This is a genomic window from Leucobacter komagatae (assembly GCF_000834055.1).
GTDB lineage: Bacteria > Actinomycetota > Actinomycetes > Actinomycetales > Microbacteriaceae > Leucobacter > Leucobacter komagatae_A.
Genome location: NZ_JXSQ01000014.1, coordinates 60,248 through 81,510, shown reverse-complemented (window position 1 = coordinate 81,510; position 21,263 = coordinate 60,248). Strand labels below are relative to the sequence as shown.

Sequence of the window (21,263 nt, the reverse complement as noted above, 5' to 3'; positions counted from 1 at the left end):
GCGGTTGGGCGGGTGAGGAGCTTCCTCACCCGCCCAACGCTTCCGATCACGCTCACTCAGGTGACGAACGACCGAGCGTGGTCATTTCTTATTCTGAGATACGGATACCGCGTCGAATCTGCCGGAGCGTCAGTGCCGCGCCTGCAACGAGCAGCAGCGCGCCGCCCGCCATGAACAGGCCCTGCCCTGCCCCACCGGACTTCGGCAGGGTCGTGTCTGGCTTGTCATCGTCATCGATCTTCTTAGGGGTATCGTCCTCTTCTTCTTCTTCTTCATCGTCGGGATCCTCGATGAGCGGCTCCTCGGTCACGGTCATGCCCCAGGTTCCGACGAAGACCACGTCACTGTCAGCGACCACCTTGGAATCTGCATCCCAACCCTGGAAGTCCCAGATCGTTGTGGTCACCGTGTTCGCTTCTTCGTCCTCGTCAATCTCGATCACCGCGGTGAACAGCAGGTCTGCTGCGGTCACCGTGTCACCCGACTCGTAGCGCTCATCGCTCGTGGGAAGCAGCGACAATAGCGCGTCTGGCAGCGGACGCTCGACTCCCTCAGCGGGGACGAACTCGTAGCTGACACCGAAGGTCTCAGCCGGCGGCGGCCCGATGGGCTCCTCCGTCACGGTCATGCCCCAAGACCCGACGAAGACCACGTCACTGTCCTCGACCACCTTGGAATCTGCATCCCAACCCTGGAAGTCCCAGGTCGTCGTGGTCACCGTGTTCGCCTCTTCGTCCTCAACAACTTCGGTCACGGGACCAAGGTCGTCGCTCGCTGCGGTCACCGTGTCACCCGACTCGTAGCGCTCATCGCTCGTGGGAAGCTGCGACAGCACCGCGTCTGGCAGCGGACCCTCGACTCCCTCAGCGGGGACGAACTCGTAGCTGACACCGAACGTCACAGCCGGCGGCGGCCCGATGGGCTCCTCCGTCACGGTCATGTCCCAAGACCCGACGAAGACCACGTCACTGTCCTCGACCACCTTGGAATCTGCATCCCAACCCTGGAAGTCCCAGGTCGTCGTGGTCACCGTGTTCGCCTCTTCGTCCTCAACAACTTCGGTCACGGGACCAAGGTCGTCGCTCGCTGCGGTCACCGTGTCACCCGACTCGTAGCGCTCATCGCTCGTGGGAAGCAGCGACAGCACCGCGTCTGGCAGCGGACCCTCGACTCCCTCAGCGGGGACGAACTCGTAGCTGACACCGAACGTCTCAGTCGGCGGCGGCCCGATAGGCTCCTCCGTCACGGTCTTGCTCCAGAGGCCGGTGAACACCACGTCGCTGTCTGCAACGACAACGGAGTCAGCGTCCCAACCGTTGAAGGTCCAGGTCGTGACCACGACAATGCCGGCAGCTTCGTCTTCTTCTCGAAGCTCTACCTGTGTCTGTGCGGGCTGCACTGGCTCGACGCTCGTTCCGCTCTCAAACCGCTCATCGCTCGACGGCAGGAGCGCAAGTACCTCGTCTGGCAGCGGCCCGTCGCCCACCGCGTCTGCAGCATGGAAGCGGTAGATCACGCCGAAGGTGTCTTCTTCATCACCCTCGTCACCTTCGTCGTCGTCATCGTCCGCCAGGAATGCCCACTGTCCGGTGAACTCGACGTCTGCGCCATTCACGGTGCCCTCGCTGGGGTCCCATCCCTGGAACTCCCAGGTGCCGAGCTCTTCAGCAACGGCCAGCTCACCCGGGAGGGTCGGCTGGACGGTTACCCCGTCACGCAGCATGAAGGCCGGCTCGGGGAGCAGCCCAACCACGCTGTCAGGGAGCTCGTGCCCCTCAGAGGCACTCTCGAAGACGTAACGCGTCTGGTAGGTCTCGACCATCTCCAGTGTCGCAGCCGGGCCGTCCTGGTCGAACGTCACCGGCACGAGGGCGCCGAGGGGGTGGTCCATGCGCATCTGGCCCTGTGCCCGCGGTGACGTGAGCGAGACGTTTCCGCCTGCTTCGAACGCGGACTGCGCTACGTACACGGCCCCGGGCGGGATCGGAATGCGTACGTGCGGGGGCTCATTCGACGCCGCGTCGAGGTGCGCCCCCGTCACGCGGCTGCCATCGCGGAGCTGCATCACGAGCTGAATGGTGAGCAGACCGGAGTCGCTGTTGTAGCCGACTTGGCTGCACTGGAGCATGTCTCCCGCAGACGTGCCTGGGTTCTGTACGTCGAGCTCCGCGTTGACTGCATCGCAAGTCAGTGCGGCCTCGTCCACGCTCAGCACGGCGGGATCGAGCGTGAAGCTCATATCCCACGTTCCGTCAAAGTTTGACCTCACCCAGGTCTGCTCGCTAATGGGGAACGGCACCGCGCTGCCCCGCAGGCTCTTGTAGGTTTCCCACGTCGGCGACATGTCGAGTACGCCTGTGTACCCGATCTGGTAGGCGTTGCCCGGCTCGTCCCCCTTCCGGGGGTCGAAGAGAAGCTCGCGATCATCGGTGATGTGCTCGCCTTCGTCTATGCCGTAGACCTCGACTTCAAATCCGGCGCCTTGGGCATTCGCGGCAGTAAGCCCGGCACCGCTGAGGACCAGGGCTCCTGCGACGCCTAACGCGCCCGTCATTCGGATGCTACGTTTCATTGTGTCTCCAGGGTTGGTACCGCCAGCCGACGCTGCGGAGAACCGCGGTGGGAGGCAGTTGTTCGGACAGTATGTACATCCCGGCCCCCGACTCGGAACGCATTTTCGACATGGAACCCATGATTCGTGCCTACGACACTCACCCTTGCGCGCCACAGCATCACGGAACCACAGAACCCTGAGTGTCACCTGTAAGTTAGCTACCCCACAGGCGCGGGCTTGTGGGGGCCGTAAACCCCTCTTCGCCCGTTCACGCCTTGACCCCGCGTACCCGGATTTCCCACGGCTAATCGCGGCAAAGACGCGAAAACGCCCCTGAGGGTCGCGGCAAAAGCCACGCCCTCAGGGGCGTTCAAGCGCGCACGGAAAGCATCCGCGAGCGCAGCGGGTCAGATCTTAGACGGTTACACCGGTGCGGATCGCAGCCTTGACCTCGGCGATCGCCTTGGTCACCTGGATACCGCGGGGGCATGCCTCCGAGCAGTTGAAGGTCGTGCGGCAACGCCATACGCCTTCCTTGTCGTTAAGAATGTCCAGGCGAACCTGTGCGTTGTCATCGCGCGAGTCGAAGATGAAGCGGTGCGCGTTCACGATCGCAGCCGGGCCGAAGTACTGGCCGTCAGTCCAGAACACGGGGCACGACGTGGTGCACGCAGCGCACAGGATGCACTTCGTGGTGTCGTCGAAGCGCTCGCGCGCAGCGATGTCCTGGATGCGCTCCTTGCCGGGCTCCGGGGCGGAGTTCGCGACGAGGAAGGGCTGCACCTCACGGAAGGAGGCGAAGAACGGCTCCATGTCGACGATGAGGTCCTTCTCAAGGGGCAGGCCCTTGATCGCCTCAACGTAGATCGGCTTCGAGACGTCAAGATCCTTGACGAGCGTCTTGCAAGCCAGGCGGTTGCGGCCGTTGATGCGCATTGCATCTGACCCGCAAATACCGTGCGCACACGACCGGCGGAACGACAGCGTGCCGTCGATGTCCCACTTGATCTTGTGCAGCGCGTCGAGGATGCGATCCGTTGGATACATCTCGACGTCGAAGTCCTCCCAGTACGCGTCGCGGCCCGATTCCGGGTCGTATCGGCGAATGAGGAGCGTAACGTTGAACGGCTTAATCTCTTCCACGACGGTATCGCCGGGTGCCTCAGTGGTGACAGCACTCATGATCTAGTACTTCCTCTCCAGCGGCGGGTAACGCAACTCGCCTTGCTCGTCCTTCAGTACGGTGACCGGCTTCCAATCCAGGCGGATGTGGTCCTCGGGGTTCGCGGAGTGCGGGTTGCCCGTGAGGTAGGCCATCGTGTGCTGCATGTACTTCTCATCGTCGCGATCGGGGTAATCGTCACGCATGTGTCCGCCACGGCTCTCCTTGCGGTTGCGCGCCGTGTAGGTGAGCACCTCAGCGAGGTCGAGGAGGAAGCCGAGCTCGATGGCCTCGAGCAGGTCGGTGTTGTAGCGCATGCCGCGGTCCTGCACGCCGACGTTCATGTAGCGCAGGCGCAGATCGTGGATCACGCCGAGCACCTCGGTGAGCGACTCTTCGGTGCGGAACACCTGCGCGCCACGGTCCATGGCCTCCTGCAGCTCGCGACGGAGGTCTGAGACACGCTCGGTGCCGGTTCCCGTGCGGAACTGCTCGACGAGCTCGCGGATCTCCTTGGCGGGATCCTCGGGCAGGTCGACGAACTCAGCAGTCTGCGCGTAGTCGGCAGCCGCGTTGCCCGAGCGCTTGCCGAACACGTTGATGTCGAGCAGCGAGTTCGTGCCGAGACGGTTCGAGCCGTGCACGGAGACGCAGGCGCACTCGCCAGCAGCGTAGAGGCCAGGAACGACGGTGTCGTTGTCCATGAGGACCTCGGCGTTCACGTTCGTCGGGATTCCACCCATCGCGTAGTGCGCGGTCGGGAACACGGGAACGGGCTCGACCACGGGGTCGACACCAAGGTAGGTGCGCGCGAACTCGGTGATGTCAGGCAGCTTCGTCTCGAGGACCTCAGCACCGAGGTGCGTGCAGTCGAGGTAGACGTAGTCCTTGTTCGGGCCGGCGCCGCGGCCATCGAGGACTTCCTGCACCATCGAGCGCGCAACGATGTCACGCGGGGCAAGATCCTTAATCGTCGGCGCGTAGCGCTCCATGAAGCGCTCGCCACTCGCGTTACGCAGGATCGCGCCCTCACCACGAGCACCCTCGGTGAGGAGGATGCCGAGGCCGGCAAGGCCCGTCGGGTGGAACTGGTAGAACTCCATGTCCTCGAGCGGGAGGCCCTTGCGCCACACGATGCCGACGCCGTCACCGGTGAGGGTGTGCGCGTTCGACGTCGTCTTGAAGATCTTGCCGAAGCCGCCGGTCGCAAACACGATCGACTTGGCCTGGAAGACGTGCAGTGCGCCGGTCGCGAGCTCGTAGGCGACAACGCCCGAAGGCTTGCGGTCCTTGCCCTCACCCGTCATCACGAGATCGAGCACGTAGTACTCGTTGAAGAAGTTGATACCGAGCTTCACGCAGTTCTGGAACAGCGTCTGCAGGATCATGTGGCCCGTGCGGTCCGCGGCGTAGCAGGCACGGCGAACCGCTGCTTTACCGTGGTCGCGCGTGTGCCCGCCGAAGCGGCGCTGGTCGATCTTGCCGTCAGCCGTACGGTTGAACGGAAGGCCCATGTTCTCGAGGTCGATGACCGCCTCGATGGCTTCCTTCGCGAGGATCTCCGCAGCGTCCTGGTCGACGAGGTAGTCGCCACCCTTGACGGTGTCGAACGTGTGCCACTCCCAGTTGTCTTCCTCAACGTTTGCGAGCGCGGCGGCCATACCGCCCTGCGCCGCACCCGTGTGGGAGCGCGTCGGGTAGAGCTTCGAGATGACCGCGGTCTTCGCCTTCGGGCCGGCCTCGATCGCGGCACGCATGCCCGCTCCGCCAGCACCGACGATTACTACGTCGAACTGGTGATAGGTCACGCCGTCCTTCACGGTGACGTCTTCGCCCTCATGAGTGTTCGTGGTCACTGGTTTCCTTACTTCTGAATTCTGTACGTCTCTGCTGCCGAGCCGCTTAGCGGGTAGCGCAGAAGGAAGCGACGAGCGCGGGGTCTGCGCCGGCAGGGCACGGCTCGAACGTGAAGATCACGAGGGTGCCGAGGAGGATCAGGAGCGCAGCCGACAGCCAGAGCAGCGTGCGGAGCACCTTGTTCAGGCGGGGGCGCACCACGTAATCGTTGACGATGGTGCGCATGCCGTTGGCACCGTGGATCAGCGCGAGCCAGAGCAGCAGCAGATCCCAGACCTTCCAGAACGGGTTCGCGAGCTTGCCGCCGACGAAGCCGAAATCGATCGAGCTGATGCCGTCACCGATCATGAGGTTCGAGAAGAGGTGTCCGAAGACGAGGACCACAAGCAGCACGCCGGAGACGCGCATGTAGATCCAGCCCCATTTTTCCCAGTTGGTGTTTTTCTTCGCTGGGGTTTTCGCGCGAGGCGCGTCGATTGTCGTAGCCATGTTTATTTCTCCGCCCTCGCCTAGTGACTGAACACGTTCATCAGGTGACGGGGCAGGAAGCCCGCCATCGTCACGGCCCAGAGCGCGATGACGATCCAGAACATCGCCCTGTGATACTTGGCACCCTTGCTCCAGTAGTCAACGAGGATGATGCGGAGACCGTTGAACGCGTGGAATACGATCGCCGCGACCAGCGCCGCCTCACCGAGACCCATGATGGGCGTCTTGTACGCGCTCATCACGGCGTTGTACGCCTCAGGGCTGACGCGGATCAGCGCGGTGTCGAGCACATGCACGAGCAAGAAGAAGAAGATGGCGACACCGGTGATGCGGTGCAACACCCAGGACCACATGCCCTCGTTACCGCGATAGAGCGTACCGCCGCGTTGGGCTTTCTTCTTCGCCGCTGGAGCGGCTTCAGCGGGTAGGGCTGACACGAGCTTCCTCCTTGGTCGTCACGCTGCAGAGTCAGCATTCTTTGAGGAGGTGCCCGATATGCGGGCACGCCACATTGCTGAGAGTTCTCTGCGACTTCCATTATGGCACTCTCTCGGGGTCTCACGAACACCCCCGCGCGCGTCGGTTACACACAGGCGTTCATCCGAATTCATTAGGCTGGCCATATGACCTCTCCAAACCCCGCGCTCGAGCGCCTCACCTGCGTCATTCCTGCGGGTGGGGTCGGGTCAAGACTCTGGCCACTTTCCCGCGCGAACGCGCCGAAGTTCCTCCTCGACCTCACCGGAGCCGGCGACTCGCTGCTGTCCGCAACGTGGTCGCGGCTCACTCCACTCACCCCAAGTGAGCGGATCATGGTTGTCACAGGAAACGCACACCGCGAGTCGGTCCTCGAGCAGCTCCCCGACATCCTCCCCGAAAACCTCGTCACCGAGAGCGAGCCGAAGGATTCATCGGCTGCGATCGGCCTGGCCGCGGCGATTTTGGAGCTGCGCGACCCTGACGCGATCCTCGGATCCTTCGCCGCGGACCACGTGATCCGGGGCGACGTGCTCTTCCGCCGGGCCGTTGCCACCGCGGTCCGTGCCGCCGACCAGGGGTACATTGCAACGATTGGGATACATCCTTCAACACCCTCCACAGGTTTCGGGTACATCTCCTGCGGCGAGGCCCGCACCGACCTCGCCCCGTTCGACCTGTACGACGTCACCGAGTTCGTCGAAAAGCCAGACGCCGAGACCGCTGAGGGCTACCTCAAGGCCGGCGGCTACCTCTGGAACGCCGGCATGTTCATCGCCAAGGCGAGCGTGCTTCTCGAACAGATGGCGCTCGCCGAGCCAGAGATGGTGGATGCGCTGCGCGAGATGGCAGCGTCGTGGGGGAAGAAGCGCGGCGCTGAGGTGCGGGAGCGGCTGTGGCCGACGCTGCCGAAGATCGCGATCGACTACACGGTTGCCGAGCCAGCCGCCGCCGCGGGCAAGATGGTGTGCGTCGCGGCCCACTTCGAGTGGGACGACGTCGGCGACTTCGCCTCCGTCGCAAATCTCCTCACCCGCGGACGCCCATCTGATCTCGCGGTGCTCGGCGACGGCGCGCAGGTCCTCTCTGACGGGTCAAGCGGGATCGTTGTCTCCGAGAGCGACAGGCTCGTCGCCCTCGTCGGCATGGAGGACGTCGTCGTCGTAGACACGGCGGACGTGCTGCTCGTCACGACCAAGGAACGCGCGCAAGACGTGAAGCGTCTCGTCGAGCGCATGAAGGTCACAGGCGGCGGGCACCTGCTGTAGCGGGCGGCACCGCTTCGGCGGTGGGCAGCACATAGCTGTAGAGGTCGATGATGCGCTTGCCGCCGATCCACAACCCGTCGCGTTCGGGGGCGCGGTCAAAACCGAGGGATTCGTAGAGCCGGTGAGCGCCGGCCATGTTCGGGGCCGTCTTCAAGACGACGGCGCCGAACCCGTTCTGGGCTGCAACGAGCCGAGCGTGCCGCATGAGCGCCGCCCCAACGCCCCTGCGGCGAGCGCCAGGCGAGACGCCGAGCAGCCGCAGGTCGAGCTCGTTGTCGGCGATGTCCTCGTGGAGCGGTGGGCCCCCTGCCTTTCGCAGTGTCACGGTGCCGAGCAGTTCTCCCTCAGCAGATTCCGCGATCCACACCTCGAAGTCACGGTCGCGTACGGCCGATTGGTGGAGGGGATCCCCGCCTGGCTCGCGCGTGCCGTAGTCGTGCGCGTACGCCTCGGTGACGAGCAGGTCGATTGCGGCGTATTCGGTTGCGCGTGCGCGCCGGATAGTGAGCGCCTCGCGCCCTGCGGCTGCGCCGGAGAGCTCCGCATCCGGTGTCGCCCCGCCTGCCTCGCCCGCCGCGTCTGCCGCGTCTGCCGCCGAGATGCCGTGCCGCCCGCTCATGCTGCCCGCCCCGCACGCGTTGGAGCCTGCTGCGCTGGCTGCCAGCCGAGGGCGGGGCCGATGCGGGTGGCGAGCTGGTGCAGGATGTGCTTCCAATCGGCGAGCTCGAATTCGAAGGGCAGTTCGAACAAGTAGTCGTCTGCCGCGTTGAATGCGAGGTCGTGTTCGATGAACTCGACGATTTCGTCGAGCGATCCGAGCACATCCCGCGCGATGATCGTGTTCTTGCCGTGCACCTCCCTGGTGCGAGGGGTGCGCGCCTCGGCGTACGCGCGGTACTTTGCGAGCTGTTCGGGGCTCGCCCCGTCGGTCGGCACGATCACACGCGCAACCGATGCGCGGGCGGCGTCTCCCTCGGGGTGGTGCGAGCGGAACGCGTCGATCTGGGCGCGCTGCACTTCGGCGAATCCGGTGAGGCCGTTCTCTGCGGAGCTGATGTTGCTCACGAGCCAGTTGAAGCCTGCCTGCCCGGCCCACTCGGCTGAGCGGAGCGATCCGCCGCCGTACCAGAGCCGCTCCGAGAGCCCGGCGCTGTGCGGCTCCACCCGCTCGGAGTCGAAGTCTCCCCCGATGCCCCTGTACGGCGGCACCTCGCGCACCGGGTCGCCAGCAAGCAGCGACCGTAGGCGCTCGATGCGCCCGTACCCGTAGTCTTCATCGCGCCAGCCGGTATCGAAAACGAGGTCGTTCGCCTCCTCCGAGTACCCGGGCGGATGCACGCTGAGGCCGGGGAGCACACGCCCGCCCGAGAGTGCGTCTGCGACGCCGAGATCCTCCGCGAGCCGAAACGGGTTTTCGTGCCCGACGGGAATGACGGCGCTGCCGAGCCCAATGCGTTCTGTGCGCTGGGAGACGGCGGAGAAGAAGGCCGCTGGCGATGACAGCCCGTACTGCAGGTGCCGGGTGCGCACCCAGCCGCTGTCGAGCCCGAGCTGCTCGGCGTATTCGAAGAGCTCAATGCCCTCGTCGAGCCCGCGGCGAGGGTGCTCGCGGTCGAACGGGACGAGGTGGATGAAGCCGAGGTGTGTGAGCGGGCGACGCGTGGTGGGGGTCAGTGGTGAAGCAGTCATGGGGCATCTCCTTGCCGTGTCAATCAGATGTGGTACTCAAGCCCGCCGTGGGCGAGGTGGTAGTCGTTGAGGAACGCGAGCGTGCGCGGGTTCGCGCCCGGCCCAAAGAACTCTTCTGGTGGTGAATCCTGAGCGATCCGCCCGCCCTCGAGGAACAGGATGCGGTCGGCGAGCTGACGCACGAAGTGCATCTCGTGCGAGACGATCGCCATCGTCTGGCCCTCGGCCGCAATTGCGCGGATCGTCTGCAGCACCTCACCGACGAGTTCGGGATCCAGTGCGCTCGTTGGTTCGTCGAGGAGCAGCACGCGTGGCGTCATCGCGAGTGCCCTCGCGATACCGACGCGCTGCTGCTGCCCGCCAGAGAGCTGCGACGGGTAGTGCCCCGCGTGGTCTGCGAGCCCAACCCGGTCGAGCTGCACGTGCGCCTCACGCTCGGCCGCGCGCCGGTCGAGCCCGCGGATCACGATGAGCCCCTCGGCGACGTTTTCGAGCGCGGTTTTTCGGCTGAACAGTTGGAACTGCTGGAACACCATGGCGGTGTGCCTGCGCAGTGCGAGGATCTCGCCGCGCGTCGCCGTCTCCGCATCGACGGTGAGGTCACCAACGATCACCCGCCCGCTGTCTGGGCGTTCGAGAAAGTCGATGCAGCGCAGGAGCGTTGATTTGCCTGCCCCAGACGGGCCGACGATCGCGGTCACGTCGCCCTGCGCGAGTTCGAGGGAGAGCTCGTCGAGGATCACACGATCCCCGAACGACTTGCTGATCTTCTCGAGTGCAATCACGCTGGCACCTCCGTTCGCAGCTGCACGGCGGCAGCACGCGGCCTGCGGGCCTTCCCCGCCGGCTGCGGCCGCGCCATGCGCGCCTCGATGACGCGCGCAAGCTGCTCGACGATGACGGTGAGGATCCAGTAGATGATCGCGGTCGCGAGGTACGCCTCGAAGAAGCGGTAGTCGCGCCCGCCAAGGATCTTCGCGTAGGCGGTGATCTCGACGATCGACACCACGAACGCGAGCGACGATTGCTTGAGCATCCCGATGAAGTGATTCACGAGGGTCGGGAAGGCGACCACCGTCGCGTTCGGGATCGTGATGCGGCGAAGCGTCTGCCACGGCGTCATGCCGAGCGAGTGCGCGGCCTCGATCTCGCGGCGATCAACCGAGTTGAGGGCGGCGCGGATCGTCTCCGAACTGTACGCAGCCTCCGTGAGGGCGAAGGTGAACGCCGCGACGAGGAAGGGCGACAGCCCCAACGCGTCGAAGCTCGTGCCGAACGCGCGGTTGATATAGAGGATCGCGATCGGCACCGCGTTGACGTTGAGCAGCAGTTGCACGAGCGGCGGGGTGCCGCGCAGGTACGACACGAGCACCGCGGAGATTTGGCTGAGCACCGGAACCTTCGCGATCTTGATCAGCGCGAGGAGCAGCCCGAGCGCGGTGCCGAGCACCGTCGCGACGACGGCGAGCGCGATCGTGACCGGGATGTACGGGAGCAGGTCGATCGCGTACTTCCCAATTGCTGGGAAGTCGATGATGGTGTCCATCGGCGCTCGCCTCCTCCGCTACTTCGTGCTCTGCGGGAGGGTCTTGGGCGACACGTCAAGGCCGTCGAAGAATTCCTCGCTGAGCTTCGTGAGCGTGCCATCCTCGCGCAGCTCGGTGAGGGCGCCGTTGACCTTCTCAACAACCTCGTCGACGTTCGGTGTCTGCTTCGAGAACGCGTAGGCGGAGAAGAGGTTCGTGCCGAAATCCTCGACGAGCTTGTCGCCGTCGAGCTGGGAGAACGTCGTTGGGAGCCCCTTCGCGTACCCGGTGTACACAACCTTGTCGCTGAAGACGAAGTCGACGCCGCCGGTCGCGAGCTGCTTGTACTGCGACTGCAGGTCGAGCTCGGAGTACTGGATGTCGATCTGCTTGTCGGGGTTCGCCTCGTTGAACGCCTCAAGAATCTTGGTGAAGTTCAGGCCGGGTTCACCAAAGGTGCGCTTGCCAGCGAGCTCGTCGAGCGTCGTGGCGCCCGCGAGATCGGATCCCTCCGCCACGGCCACGCCAAACTGCGCCTCGATGTAGGGGTCGCTGAAGTCGTACTTCTCGCGCCGTTCGTCGGTGGCCGAGAGGTTGTTCGCGACGATGTTGAAGCGCCCTGAGTCGAGGCCAGCAAACAGCGCTGGGAACTCGGCGACCTGGAACTCGAACTCCACGTCGTCGAGCTTCTCGTCGACGAGCTTCAGGATCTCGATGTCGTAGCCGGTGAGCTCGTCGTTGTCGTCGAGGAACGTGAAGGGCCTGGGCGAGGCGCCGGTCGCGACGAGCAGGTGCTGCACCTCGGCGCCTGTCGCCTCCGCGGGCTTCTCCGCTGCTGCGCAACCGGTCGCGCCCATTGCGACGGCAGCGAGTGTACCGAGGACAAGGGTGGTGCGAGCAAAGCGGTTCATGGTGGATCCTTTCGGGTGGCGAGCGACGGGGTCGTCGCGACTGCGCCTCGCTCAGAATAGAAACCCGAAGTACATAAGCACAAATAATGTCTCCCATTATTACTGATTATGTCGGTGTGTGGATTCGCCTGATGCGCTCCCCCTCCGAGGAAACGCAAACCGGCCGCCAAGATCGGAAGTAGACTGTGGGGGTGACTGAGCGTGTATTAATCAAGGATCTGGCCGCCCGCGAAGACGGCCCCGTACGCGTATCCGGCTGGGTCGAGAAGGTCCGCGACCAGCGGTACGTGCAGTTTGTGGTGCTCCGCGACGAGTCTGGCGCTGTCCAGCTCGTCAATGGCGGCGTGCTCCGCGAGCCCGATCCAGAGAATCCGCGCTCCGATATCCTCGTGCCCCGCACGACCACGATCTCCGAGCTCACCCACGGCACCTTCGTCACCGTCGAGGGCGAACTGCAGCACAACGAGCGCGTGAAGCTCGGCGGCGTCGAGATCCAGATCGAGACGATCGAGGTCGTCACCAAGTCGCTGCCAGACAACCCCGTCGCAGACGACTCGAACATCGACGTGCGCCTCGACTGGCGCTTCCTCGACCTGCGCCGGCCAGAGCAGAACCTCGTGTTCCGCGTGCAGACCACCTTCCTCCACGCGCTGCGCACCCTCTGGGTCGAGCGCGGCTTCATCGAGATCCAGACGCCGAAGCTCATGGCGTCGGCATCTGAGTCCCGTGCCGAGCTCTTCGAGGTCGAGTACTTCGAGGGCAAGGCGTTCCTCGCGCAGAGCCCGCAGTTCTTCAAGCAGATGGCTCAGGCAGCAGGCTTCGGCGGCATCTTCGAGGTTGGCCCCGCGTTCCGTGCCGACCACTCGTTCACCTCGCGCCACGCGACCGAGTTCACCTCGATCGACACCGAGCTCAGCTGGATCGACTCCCACGAGGACGTCATGGAGCTCCACGAGGAGCTCATCGTCGCCGGCCTCACCGCGGTGAAGGAAAAGCACGGCGAGGAGCTCCAGAAGCTCTTTGGCGTCGACCTTCAGGTCCCCGCCCGCCCGTTCCCGCGCATCCCCCTCGCCGAGGCGAAGGAGATCGTGAAGAGCCGCGGCTACGAGGTGCCACGCGCCGACGCCGACATGGACCCAGAGGGCGAGCGCCAGATCGCGGCGTACGTGAAGGAAGAATTCGGAACCGACTTCGTCTTCCTCACCGACTACGACTCGTCGATCCGCCCGTTCTACCACATGCGCAACGAGGAGAACCCGCAGCTCACCAAGAGCTACGACCTCATCTACCGCGGCACCGAGATCTCGACTGGCGCGCAGCGCGAGCACCGCATTGAGGTACTCGAGGCGCAGGCGCGCGACAAGGGGATGGACCCGACCGAGCTCGGCTTCTACCTCGACTTCTTCCGCTACGGCATGCCGTCGCACGGCGGCTTCGGCATGGGCCTGAACCGCGTGCTCATGCTCATGCTCGAGCAGCCGTCGATCCGCGAGACCACGTACCTGTTCCGCGGCCCGAACCGCCTGCTCCCGTAGGCACCGGTATCTCCAGCGTGACGCGCTCATAGGGTGACGTCCAGTTCGGCCCCCTCCGTTTCGGAGGGGGCCGAACTGCGTTTCGGAAGGGCAACGAACACCCCTCGCCGCGCGCGCGTCGGCTGCCGCCCCGACACCGCTGCTTCGACACCCTGCCGCATCGCCTCGGAGCGGTTAGGATTCCCCCATGAGCACCGGATCGCACAGCACCGTACAACTCGACAACGAGCACTTCCGCGTCACCCAGTGGACGATCGAACCGGGAGGCACGATCCCGATGCACACGCACGAGCACGAATACGTCGTCATTCCGCTCGTGACCGCCGCGATGCACGTTGCGAACGCCGACGGCACGAGCTTCGATGCTGCGCTCGAGACCGGGGTAAGCTATTCGCGGCCAGCAGGGTCGGAACACGAGATCAGCAACACGGCCTCGGCAGAGCCGATCGTGTTCGTTGAGGTGGAACGTCTCTGACCCACCCGGTCACTGACTATCTGACCCTACGCACTGGGAAGCACGCTCAGCGTGCAGGTGGGGTTCAGCCCCGCTAGCGCCATGGATGCGGTGGCGACGAGCCAGGGCGAGTGCCACCCGCCCGGGCCAACGAACCGTATTGCGACGGTCGACGTGCCGCCGAGGAGGCCCCCGAGCAGGCCACCGTTGGCGACGGTCTTGTACGCCTCAGGGGTGCCAGTGGTCCGCACGTTCCCGAGGAGCGCAGACGTCAGCGGGAGCAGCAGACCGCCCGTTGAGTGACCGAACTCGGCAGAGGCGAGCGTGTACCCATCTGCGCCAGCCGGGGCGCGCCAGTTGACGGTCACCGCCGGATCGAGGCCGAGCAGCCCAGGGGTCGTCACGCACGAGCCAACCCCGACCGGCGCTGGGACGGTGAGCGCAGTCAACGATGCCCTCGCATTCTCCGCATCCACCCACGCCGCATCGGTCTCAGCAGGCGGGGGAAGGATCGTGAGGAGTGCGACACCCAAAGCCGCCCAGACGGCCACCTGCTTTGCACGCGGCCCGGCCGTGCGCCAGCTGCCTGCGGCGCGAGCACCGGGACGCTCACGCCCGCCGCGCCTCGCGCTCATCGTGCTCCCCGAACGCGCTTCGGGCGTGCGATGGTCGCCACGCCTGCAGCGAGCAGGCCCGCGGTGACCGCCGCAACGCCGAGGAGCCAGAGCGGAGTTGTGCCGCTCACGGCGAGCGCCCCCGTCTCCACGGGCCCCGTCGTCACCGTGTCGCTCCCGCCGGCTGCCAGCAGCGTGAGTGCGACCGTGCCGTCGGCGATTGCGGGGATGGCCGCGGATACGAGGAACCACTGCTCGGCACCGCTGCGCAGCTCGGCCACCTGCATCGGGCCACCGCCCACGCTGACGGCGCCCGGGTGCCCGACCGCGCGCTCGACGCCAGCGCAGCTACCGTCGATCCACTCGACGGTGCACGAGGCAACGGTGAGTTCGAGCCCGAGCTCCGCCGCGCCGGCAGCCTCAAGCGAGACGCGCACCGCCCCGGCTTCCCCCGCATCGACGCGCACGCCAACCTGCCAGAGCACGGGCACGCTCGGGCGCATGTTGCGCATCGCGACCTGATCCCCCATCGAGGTGAGCGTGACGTGTGTTCCGCGCTTCACGACGGGAGTTGGCGCCTGGGCGGCCGCCGCCTGCACCGCCTCGCTCGCTGCGGCGCCCGCTGCCTGCGCAGGCGGGGCGCTGCCAGGCGCGAGCGTGAGGGCGAGCGTGATACCAGCAGCGCAGACGAGGGTTGCGCTGCTCGCGCGACCGGCGGCCGGTCGCGGCGCGCGCGGCCAAAACGCCCAGGTGACGAGGGTCGCCGTCCCGACGGTGAGCGCTGCGAGGACGCCGGGGTGAGAGAACCAGACCACGACGCGCGCCAGGTGCGGCACCGAGCCGAGCACGCGCTTCGCTTCTGTCAGCGTGTACGGGGCCGGATCCTCCGCCTCGTTGGCGTCGCCCCGCATGGTGATCGTGCGCGTCTGGCCAGACCCGGAAACGCTCGTGACGCGGTGGGTGACGGGGAGCATGCCAGCACGGTCGACCGTGAGCACGTCTCCGACACGAATGTCGGACGCGCCGATCTCGCGCACGACGGCGAGCGAGCCCGCCGGAATCGTCGGCGACATCGACCCCGTCTTGAACATGATCAGTGAGACGTTGAAAGCGAACGACAGCCCGACGAGTACGATGCAGGCGAGACCGCCGAGCGCTGCGACCGAGAGGACAGCGTCGCCCACCGCCCCGCCAACGCGCCGACGCTTCCTGGCCATGCCCTTGTCCTCTCTGGGTGTTGCTCGGAGCTACGAGCTCGAGGTTGCGGTGAACGTCCAGCTCGCGGTCGTCGTGAGACCCTGCGCGGCGTTCGGGGTGCCGGCAGGCAGTGTCACGGCGAAGCAGTACGCCACGGGCGCGCCGCCGGCCGCAGCGAGCGCTTGGCTCCCGGCGCCGGCCGCGGTGAGGAGGCTTGCGGCCGCAACGACCGAGCTGCCAGCGGCGAAGGTCGTCTCCGAGCAGGGACTGGCCACGGGTATCGTGCGCACCCCGTACCTGAGATACGTGTCGAGGCCGGTCCCAGTGACCGTCGCTCCGGCAAGCGACAGCGTGCCGGGGACCGTCGTGTCAGCTGTGGTCTTCACGACAAATTTCGCGTAGCTGGTGACCCCTGGAGACAGCGCGGTCGGCGTGACAACGAAGGACAGTGCCGCTGGCCCGCTGGCCGGGTGGTCCGTGAAAGTCACCCCGTCGGAGGAGCCAACGATTCCGAACTTGCTCGCGGCAAACGCCCCGCGCACGCTCTCAGTATCGGTCCACGCCGCGAGCGTAAGCGTCCCACCGACCCCGAGCACGAGCGCCCCTGCGAGCACCGCCCGCACCCTCGTGAACCTGCTCGCTCGCACCTCAGCTCGCCTCCCCCGATGCCGGGGTGTGCGCCGCGTGCGTTGCATTTTCGCTACAGCGTCGCGCCGGACTCAGCGGTGAACGTCCACGTGATCGAGCCACTCTGCCCCTGTTCAAGGTTGGCGTCGGCTGCGACCTTAAAGCAGAGGAACGCTGGCGCATCGAGCGCTGCGAGTTCAAACGTCGCACCGTTGGGGTTCGTGCCCGCGGCGAACGCCGCCGCATCGCAGGTCGCCCCTGTGGTGTACACGTAGCTGGCGGTGGTGCCAGAGAGCGCGTCGGTCGTGTCCTGCGTGAGGGTCACGTCAGCGGCGTAGGTCGATCCAGCGCTGAGCCTGACGGCGTACCCGGCGAAAACCTCGCTGGCTGGTGCGAGGTTATCCGCACCAACCGCGAAGCTCAGTTCGGCGGGGTCGCCCGATGTTGGGTGGTCGGCGAAGGTCGCGCCGTCGACGGATCCCTCGATGCCGAATGTGCCGCTGCCGAAGAGACCGCGGGCCCATTCGTTGTCGGTCCACGCAGCGAGTGTGATCGCCGCCCCAACACCGAGCACCAGTCCCCCAGCGAGCAGCGCCCGTGCTTTCGTCCAACCGCGACGGGGGGTCTCTGCTTCGTGAGCTGTGTGATCCAATGACATGAGCGGCGCCCCTCTGTGCTGGGCCGCGGCTTCGTCCGCCACGGCTCTCTTGCGAAAGACTATGGCGCAGAACCGCGTTCACATAGGGGTTTCCTCGGGCAAAACTACTGAATTTTTGCAGACGATTACTGAGTCGAAGTGGCTGCCATGCTCGCCGTTCGGGCCGACCGCGCTGCGTTCGCGGATCTCAGCAATTTCGACGCGCCAGCTCGCTGCGTCAAGCGCGAGGTCTGCAAGTTCAGTGGTTGGCGTGGGGAAGGAACTCGGGCCGTGGTGGGCGTGTTCGTCACCCTTCGCCCACGACGGCGGTGCACCGTGCGCGACAACGACGAGCCGGCCGCCCGGGGCGACGCGGGCTGCCGCGGCCCTGAGCACCTCGCGGCGCGGGAGCTGCGTTGGGGACTGCAGAAAGCTTGCGCTGACAAGGTCGAACGGGCGATCGGAACCGTCCACCGCAGCTGGCTTGCCAACCCAGTCCGTGAGATCCGCCGCGACGAAGGTTGCCGAAAGGCCGCGCGACTCGGCCTCTGCCTCCGCGCGACCAACGGCCGTTGGTGAGAGGTCGATGCCTGTCGCCTCCCAGCCGCGCGCAGCGAGCCAGAGCACGTCGCCGCCTTCGCCGCACCCCAGATCGAGCGAGCGGCCGGGCTGCAGGTCGCCCGCCACGGCGGCGAGCGCCGCGTTCACGCGCCCAGACCAGACGCGGTCAGCCTCCCCGTATCGTTGTTCCCAGAAGGCCGCCGGGTCGAGGTTGGCGTCATTCATCGTGCGTCCTGCACTGCGAGCGCGAAGTCCTCTTCGAGCAGAGCGAAGTTGATCGCGCCGCCTGCCCCGGCTCCAGCACCCATGACCATCGGCACAGCCGCCATGGGGGCCGAAACGTTTCCAACGGCCCAGACGCGATTGTGGCTGGTGCGCCCGGTGGCGTCGACCGCGAGGAAGCTGCCGAAGGGGCCCTCGGCGCGGGCGAGTTCGAGCTCGCCGAGGTAGCTGTCGCGCGGCTGTACTTTGCTCATGGTGAAGATCGCGTCGATGTCGTGGTGGGCACCGTCTGCCGTGCGAACCCCGGTGACGCGTGCGTCGTCTCCGATCACCTCGGTGACCGGCTCGTTCACGATCCGCATCCCGCGCGCAAGCAGTGCCCGCTTGGTGTCCGCCTCGAGGTCACCGAGCGCCGCCCCGAACACCGTCACGTCGTCGCTCCACTGGCGCAACAGCATGACCTGGTGGATGGATGCGGGGGAGGTGGCGAGCACGGCGAGCTTCCCGCCGCGCACCTCCCAGCCGTGGCAGTACGGGCAGTGGAGCACGGTGCTCCCCCAGTACTGGGCGAGGCCGGGGATGCTTGGCAGATCGTCGTGGACGCCGGAGGCGACGACGAGGGCGCGCGTGGTGAGCGCTGTTGGCTGGGGCGCTGCCGGTGTGCCGCTCGCCGCGAGTTCGACCTCGAGGTGGCTCCCCCTGTCGCGCACCACCGCGACGTTGCCTGCGGCAAATTCGACGCCGTAGGCCGCCGCTTCTGAGCGGCCACGTTCGAGGAGGTCTGCTGGGGTTACCCCGTCGTTTCCGAGCACGTTGTGCATGCGCGAGGCGAAACGGTTGCGTGGTTCGCCAGCGTCGATCACCAGCGTGCGGCGCAGGGAGCGACCCAGTGCCTGCGCGGCGCTCAGGCCCGCGGCCCCTCCGCCAACGATGATTGCGTCAAAGTGTGTGTCTGGCATGCTGCTATCGTGCACCGAACGTGCAATACTGGCAAGGCGCATTGCTATATTGGCAAGATTGGGGTGTGGGTCCGTGGGCCGCCTCCCCGGCTAGCACGACGAGAAACGAGCACACCGATGGAAGACCTGCAGCAACTCGGACCTCGCCTGCGTGCCGCCAGGCAACAGCGCGGCTGGACCCTAGACGACCTCGCAACCCGCGCGGACATGTCGGTGAGCACGCTCTCGCGGCTGGAATCCGGCAAACGCCAGGCGAGCCTTGAGCTGCTCCTCCCGCTCACCAGGCAACTGGGGATCCGCATAGACGATCTCCTCCCCCGCACCGACCAAGACCCGCGCGTGCACCGCGCGCCGCTCACACGCGGCGCGATGACCATCGCACCACTCACCCGCGAGGCATCCGACGTGCGGGCATTCAAGATCACCTACCGCCCGGAAGCCCCCGACCGCGAGCTCCAAGTACACGACGGCCACGAGTGGCTGTATGTACTCTCGGGAGAACTCCACCTCGACCTCGGCGAGCAGTCGCTCGTGCTCGTGCCAGGGGATGCTGCCGAGTTCGACACCACCACACCGCACCGGATACGCGCCGCGGGCAATCGCCCAGCCGAGGTCATCAGCATCTTCAACGCCGTCGGCGAACGGGTGCACCTGCACTCCGACCTGCCGGGGCGCGACAGTTCCGGCAGTTCCGGCAGCGCTGGCGTGACCGGGGCCACGACCCCCACCGCGGCCGGCCCAACCGGCGAAGCGAACGAAGTGAGCTAGCCAGACCGTCGCGGCGCGGCGCTCGCCGCGTTAGTCCGCGTTAGTCCGCGCTATTCCACAGCACCCGCGAACCATCAGCCTGCTCCGCCTGCCACACGTCGCCACACTGCTCGACCTGCTCGAGGCCCACATCCATGAGCAACAAAGGAATCGCATACGACGCGACCTGCTGATCGCTTGCAACGCAGTCCGTGGCGAGCGGGGCGCCCTGCCACGACGCAGCCACCCTGTCCCCCAGGGTGAGCACCCGCACCTGCTCGGCGTCGGCGGGGAACGCGGCAGGCAGTGTGCCGTCGGCGACGAGACCCCCGAGCTCATCGGCCGTTGGCGAGAGCATCACCGGCCCGGTCGACTGATCCGGCCCTGCGGGTGGCTCTGGGGTGTCAGCAGGAGCGCACCCAGCAAGCAGTGCGATCGCGACGAACGCTCCCGCGCTCAGCCGAAGCGGTGTTGATCTCATGCGGGGCCTCCCTAGTGTCCGAAGGCTCACGCTAGCACCGCACACCGCCTGCGTCACTCCGGGTAGCCTCGGAGCATGACCCAGCACACTGACCACCTCATCATCGGCGGCGGCATCATCGGGCTGAGTGCCGCATGGCAACTCGCGCAGCGCGGCAAGCGCGTGCACCTCATCGAGCAGTTTCCCCCGCACCACACGCGGGGCGCATCGCACGGCTCGACGCGCAACATCAACAACGCCTACCACGAGGGCTTCTACCTCGACCTCTTCGACGAGGCCTTCACGCTGTGGCGCGAGCTCGAGGCGAGTGCGCCTGAGCCGCTGCTCAACCTGCACGGGCTCGTCACGCAGGGCGACGAGGCGACCGTGCTCGCCTCGCACGAGGCGCTCGCTGCCCGGGGTGCCGATGTCGCGCTCCTCACCCCTGCAGAGGCAACGGCCCGCTGGGCCGGAATGCGTTTTGCTGGCCCCGTACTCCTCGGCAGGCGGGCCGGAATCGGGTACGCCGCCCGCGCACTCGATGCGCTCGAGAACGCGGCGCAGCGAGACGGCGCGACGATCGAGCGGGGCGCACGCGTGCTCGCTATCGAACCGATCGGCGACGGTGTGCGGGTCGAGGTCGCGGGGGCCGACGGCGCGGTGAGGTGGGTGACAGCGGATCACGCAATTGTTGCGGCTGGCGCGTGGTCGCAGCCGCTGCTCGCTGAACACGTGGATCTTCCGGCACTCGCCGTCACCGAGGAGCACCCGGCACACTTCACACCGCGCGACCCTGGACTCGTCTGGCCGTCGTTCAACCACATGTTCGCGCCGGACGCGCTCGACGAGCGGGGCGGCAACGTGTACGGCATGCCGAGCCCGGGCGAGGGCGTGAAGCTCGGCCTGCACGCGGTCGGGCACGAAGTGGATCCGGATCAGCGCACGTTCGCGGCCACCCCCGAGGTGCGGTCGGCGGTGCGGGAGCACGTCGCCGAATGGTTCCCCGGTCTCGACCCGGACTCGGGCGTTGAAATCAGCTGCACCTACACGTCGACGCCGAATGGGCGCTTCGTGCTCGACCGGGTGGGCCCGCTCACGGTCGCAGCCGGCTTCTCCGGCCACGGCTATAAGTTCGCGCCGGCAGTCGGGCGGATCCTCGCCGACTCGGCGACCGGGCTGTCGCTGCCGCCCGCGGAGTTCAGGCTCGATTCACACGGCGTCGCGCCCAACGCGGCGTAGCCTGAGCGGCACTCGCTGAGCGACACTCGCAGAGCGCATGCGCAAGAGCTGTGGCCCGGAGCTTCGACCCCCAGTGGG

22 protein-coding genes are annotated in these 21,263 nt (G+C 66.5%); 5 read left to right on the top strand and 17 right to left on the bottom strand.

Features of this window, described 5'->3' with window-relative positions; all coding sequences use genetic code 11:
* Nucleotides 1-88: 88 nt before the first annotated feature.
* From SD72_RS11035 to sdhC, 5 genes are all read right to left on the bottom strand, one after another.
* Nucleotides 89-2,572: an SHIRT domain-containing protein gene (locus SD72_RS11035; RefSeq protein ID WP_157000551.1), complete on the bottom strand. Its 2,484-nt coding sequence runs from the start codon at nucleotides 2,570-2,572 to the stop codon at nucleotides 89-91.
* A gap of 396 nt (nucleotides 2,573-2,968) precedes the next feature.
* Nucleotides 2,969-3,736 carry a succinate dehydrogenase iron-sulfur subunit gene (locus tag SD72_RS11030; protein ID WP_042544499.1) on the bottom strand — a complete coding sequence of 256 codons (768 nt, stop codon included), beginning with the start codon at nucleotides 3,734-3,736 and terminating at the stop codon, nucleotides 2,969-2,971.
* Between the two features lie 3 nt (nucleotides 3,737-3,739).
* Nucleotides 3,740-5,572, bottom strand: a complete 1,833-nt coding sequence (sdhA, locus tag SD72_RS11025; RefSeq protein ID WP_042544498.1) for a succinate dehydrogenase flavoprotein subunit — start codon at nucleotides 5,570-5,572, stop codon at nucleotides 3,740-3,742.
* 46 nt (nucleotides 5,573-5,618) lie between these two features.
* The gene (locus tag SD72_RS11020) at nucleotides 5,619-6,062 is read right to left on the bottom strand and encodes a succinate dehydrogenase hydrophobic membrane anchor subunit (RefSeq protein ID WP_042544497.1); all 444 of its coding nucleotides are present in this window, start codon (nucleotides 6,060-6,062) and stop codon (nucleotides 5,619-5,621) included.
* Nucleotides 6,063-6,082: 20 nt separating this feature from the next.
* Nucleotides 6,083-6,499 (bottom strand): succinate dehydrogenase, cytochrome b556 subunit, encoded by a 417-nt coding sequence (sdhC, locus tag SD72_RS11015; RefSeq protein WP_084767157.1) that lies wholly within the window; start codon nucleotides 6,497-6,499, stop codon nucleotides 6,083-6,085.
* A gap of 186 nt (nucleotides 6,500-6,685) precedes the next feature.
* Here sdhC and SD72_RS11010 point away from each other — a divergent pair, with 186 nt between their 5' ends.
* The gene (locus tag SD72_RS11010; protein WP_042544496.1) at nucleotides 6,686-7,807 is read left to right on the top strand and encodes a mannose-1-phosphate guanylyltransferase; all 1,122 of its coding nucleotides are present in this window, start codon (nucleotides 6,686-6,688) and stop codon (nucleotides 7,805-7,807) included.
* Here the strand turns inward: SD72_RS11010 and SD72_RS11005 are convergent.
* From SD72_RS11005 to SD72_RS10985, 5 genes are read right to left on the bottom strand one after another with little or no spacing between them, the layout of a single operon-like run.
* Nucleotides 7,782-8,426: a GNAT family N-acetyltransferase gene (locus SD72_RS11005; RefSeq protein WP_052492619.1), complete on the bottom strand. Its 645-nt coding sequence runs from the start codon at nucleotides 8,424-8,426 to the stop codon at nucleotides 7,782-7,784. The two genes, SD72_RS11010 and SD72_RS11005, sit on opposite strands and share 26 nt — an antisense overlap.
* Nucleotides 8,423-9,496 carry an LLM class flavin-dependent oxidoreductase gene (locus SD72_RS11000; RefSeq protein WP_042544495.1) on the bottom strand — a complete coding sequence of 358 codons (1,074 nt, stop codon included), beginning with the start codon at nucleotides 9,494-9,496 and terminating at the stop codon, nucleotides 8,423-8,425. The genes SD72_RS11005 and SD72_RS11000 overlap by 4 nt, the downstream gene beginning before the upstream one ends.
* 23 nt (nucleotides 9,497-9,519) lie before the next feature.
* Entirely contained in the window at nucleotides 9,520-10,281 is a 762-nt protein-coding gene (locus SD72_RS10995) for an amino acid ABC transporter ATP-binding protein (RefSeq protein WP_042544494.1), read from the bottom strand.
* A complete protein-coding gene (locus SD72_RS10990; protein ID WP_042544493.1) occupies nucleotides 10,278-11,042 on the bottom strand; it encodes an amino acid ABC transporter permease in 765 nt (254 codons plus the stop codon). Before SD72_RS10990 ends, SD72_RS10995 begins: the two co-directional genes overlap by 4 nt.
* An 18-nt stretch (nucleotides 11,043-11,060) precedes the next feature.
* A complete protein-coding gene (locus tag SD72_RS10985; protein WP_042544492.1) occupies nucleotides 11,061-11,933 on the bottom strand; it encodes a transporter substrate-binding domain-containing protein in 873 nt (290 codons plus the stop codon).
* A 191-nt stretch (nucleotides 11,934-12,124) separates the two neighbouring features.
* Here SD72_RS10985 and aspS point away from each other — a divergent pair, with 191 nt between their 5' ends.
* Both aspS and SD72_RS10975 read left to right on the top strand, forming a co-directional pair.
* A complete protein-coding gene (aspS, locus tag SD72_RS10980; RefSeq protein WP_042544523.1) occupies nucleotides 12,125-13,468 on the top strand; it encodes an aspartate--tRNA(Asn) ligase in 1,344 nt (447 codons plus the stop codon).
* Nucleotides 13,469-13,655: 187 nt separating this feature from the next.
* The gene (locus SD72_RS10975) at nucleotides 13,656-13,943 is read left to right on the top strand and encodes a cupin domain-containing protein (RefSeq protein ID WP_042544491.1); all 288 of its coding nucleotides are present in this window, start codon (nucleotides 13,656-13,658) and stop codon (nucleotides 13,941-13,943) included.
* Nucleotides 13,944-13,969: 26 nt separating this feature from the next.
* Here SD72_RS10975 and SD72_RS10970 read toward each other — a convergent pair whose 3' ends face one another.
* The 6 genes from SD72_RS10970 to SD72_RS10945 all read right to left on the bottom strand — a co-directional run bounded on the left by SD72_RS10970 (nucleotide 13,970) and on the right by SD72_RS10945 (nucleotide 18,739).
* Nucleotides 13,970-14,557: a hypothetical protein gene (locus tag SD72_RS10970; RefSeq protein ID WP_042544490.1), complete on the bottom strand. Its 588-nt coding sequence runs from the start codon at nucleotides 14,555-14,557 to the stop codon at nucleotides 13,970-13,972.
* Nucleotides 14,554-15,753 carry a signal peptidase I gene (locus tag SD72_RS17440; protein WP_084767156.1) on the bottom strand — a complete coding sequence of 400 codons (1,200 nt, stop codon included), beginning with the start codon at nucleotides 15,751-15,753 and terminating at the stop codon, nucleotides 14,554-14,556. The genes SD72_RS10970 and SD72_RS17440 overlap by 4 nt, the downstream gene beginning before the upstream one ends.
* 30 nt (nucleotides 15,754-15,783) lie before the next feature.
* The gene (locus tag SD72_RS10960; RefSeq protein WP_052492618.1) at nucleotides 15,784-16,380 is read right to left on the bottom strand and encodes a SipW-dependent-type signal peptide-containing protein; all 597 of its coding nucleotides are present in this window, start codon (nucleotides 16,378-16,380) and stop codon (nucleotides 15,784-15,786) included.
* 53 nt (nucleotides 16,381-16,433) lie between these two features.
* Complete coding sequence (locus tag SD72_RS10955; protein ID WP_042544488.1) at nucleotides 16,434-17,018, bottom strand: SipW-dependent-type signal peptide-containing protein; 585 nt, start codon at nucleotides 17,016-17,018, stop codon at nucleotides 16,434-16,436.
* A 78-nt stretch (nucleotides 17,019-17,096) separates the two neighbouring features.
* The gene (locus tag SD72_RS10950; protein WP_042544487.1) at nucleotides 17,097-17,783 is read right to left on the bottom strand and encodes a class I SAM-dependent methyltransferase; all 687 of its coding nucleotides are present in this window, start codon (nucleotides 17,781-17,783) and stop codon (nucleotides 17,097-17,099) included.
* Complete coding sequence (locus SD72_RS10945) at nucleotides 17,780-18,739, bottom strand: NAD(P)/FAD-dependent oxidoreductase (protein WP_042544486.1); 960 nt, start codon at nucleotides 18,737-18,739, stop codon at nucleotides 17,780-17,782. Before SD72_RS10945 ends, SD72_RS10950 begins: the two co-directional genes overlap by 4 nt.
* 117 nt (nucleotides 18,740-18,856) lie before the next feature.
* Here SD72_RS10945 and SD72_RS10940 point away from each other — a divergent pair, with 117 nt between their 5' ends.
* Nucleotides 18,857-19,507 (top strand): helix-turn-helix domain-containing protein, encoded by a 651-nt coding sequence (locus tag SD72_RS10940; RefSeq protein ID WP_084767155.1) that lies wholly within the window; start codon nucleotides 18,857-18,859, stop codon nucleotides 19,505-19,507.
* Nucleotides 19,508-19,547: 40 nt separating this feature from the next.
* Here the strand turns inward: SD72_RS10940 and SD72_RS10935 are convergent, their stop codons facing one another.
* On the bottom strand, nucleotides 19,548-19,967 hold the full coding sequence (locus SD72_RS10935) for a hypothetical protein (RefSeq protein ID WP_042544485.1): 420 nt from the start codon (nucleotides 19,965-19,967) through the stop codon (nucleotides 19,548-19,550).
* 75 nt (nucleotides 19,968-20,042) lie between these two features.
* Here SD72_RS10935 and SD72_RS10930 point away from each other — a divergent pair, with 75 nt between their 5' ends.
* Nucleotides 20,043-21,185: an FAD-dependent oxidoreductase gene (locus tag SD72_RS10930; RefSeq protein ID WP_042544484.1), complete on the top strand. Its 1,143-nt coding sequence runs from the start codon at nucleotides 20,043-20,045 to the stop codon at nucleotides 21,183-21,185.
* The last annotated feature ends 78 nt before the right edge of the window (nucleotides 21,186-21,263 follow it).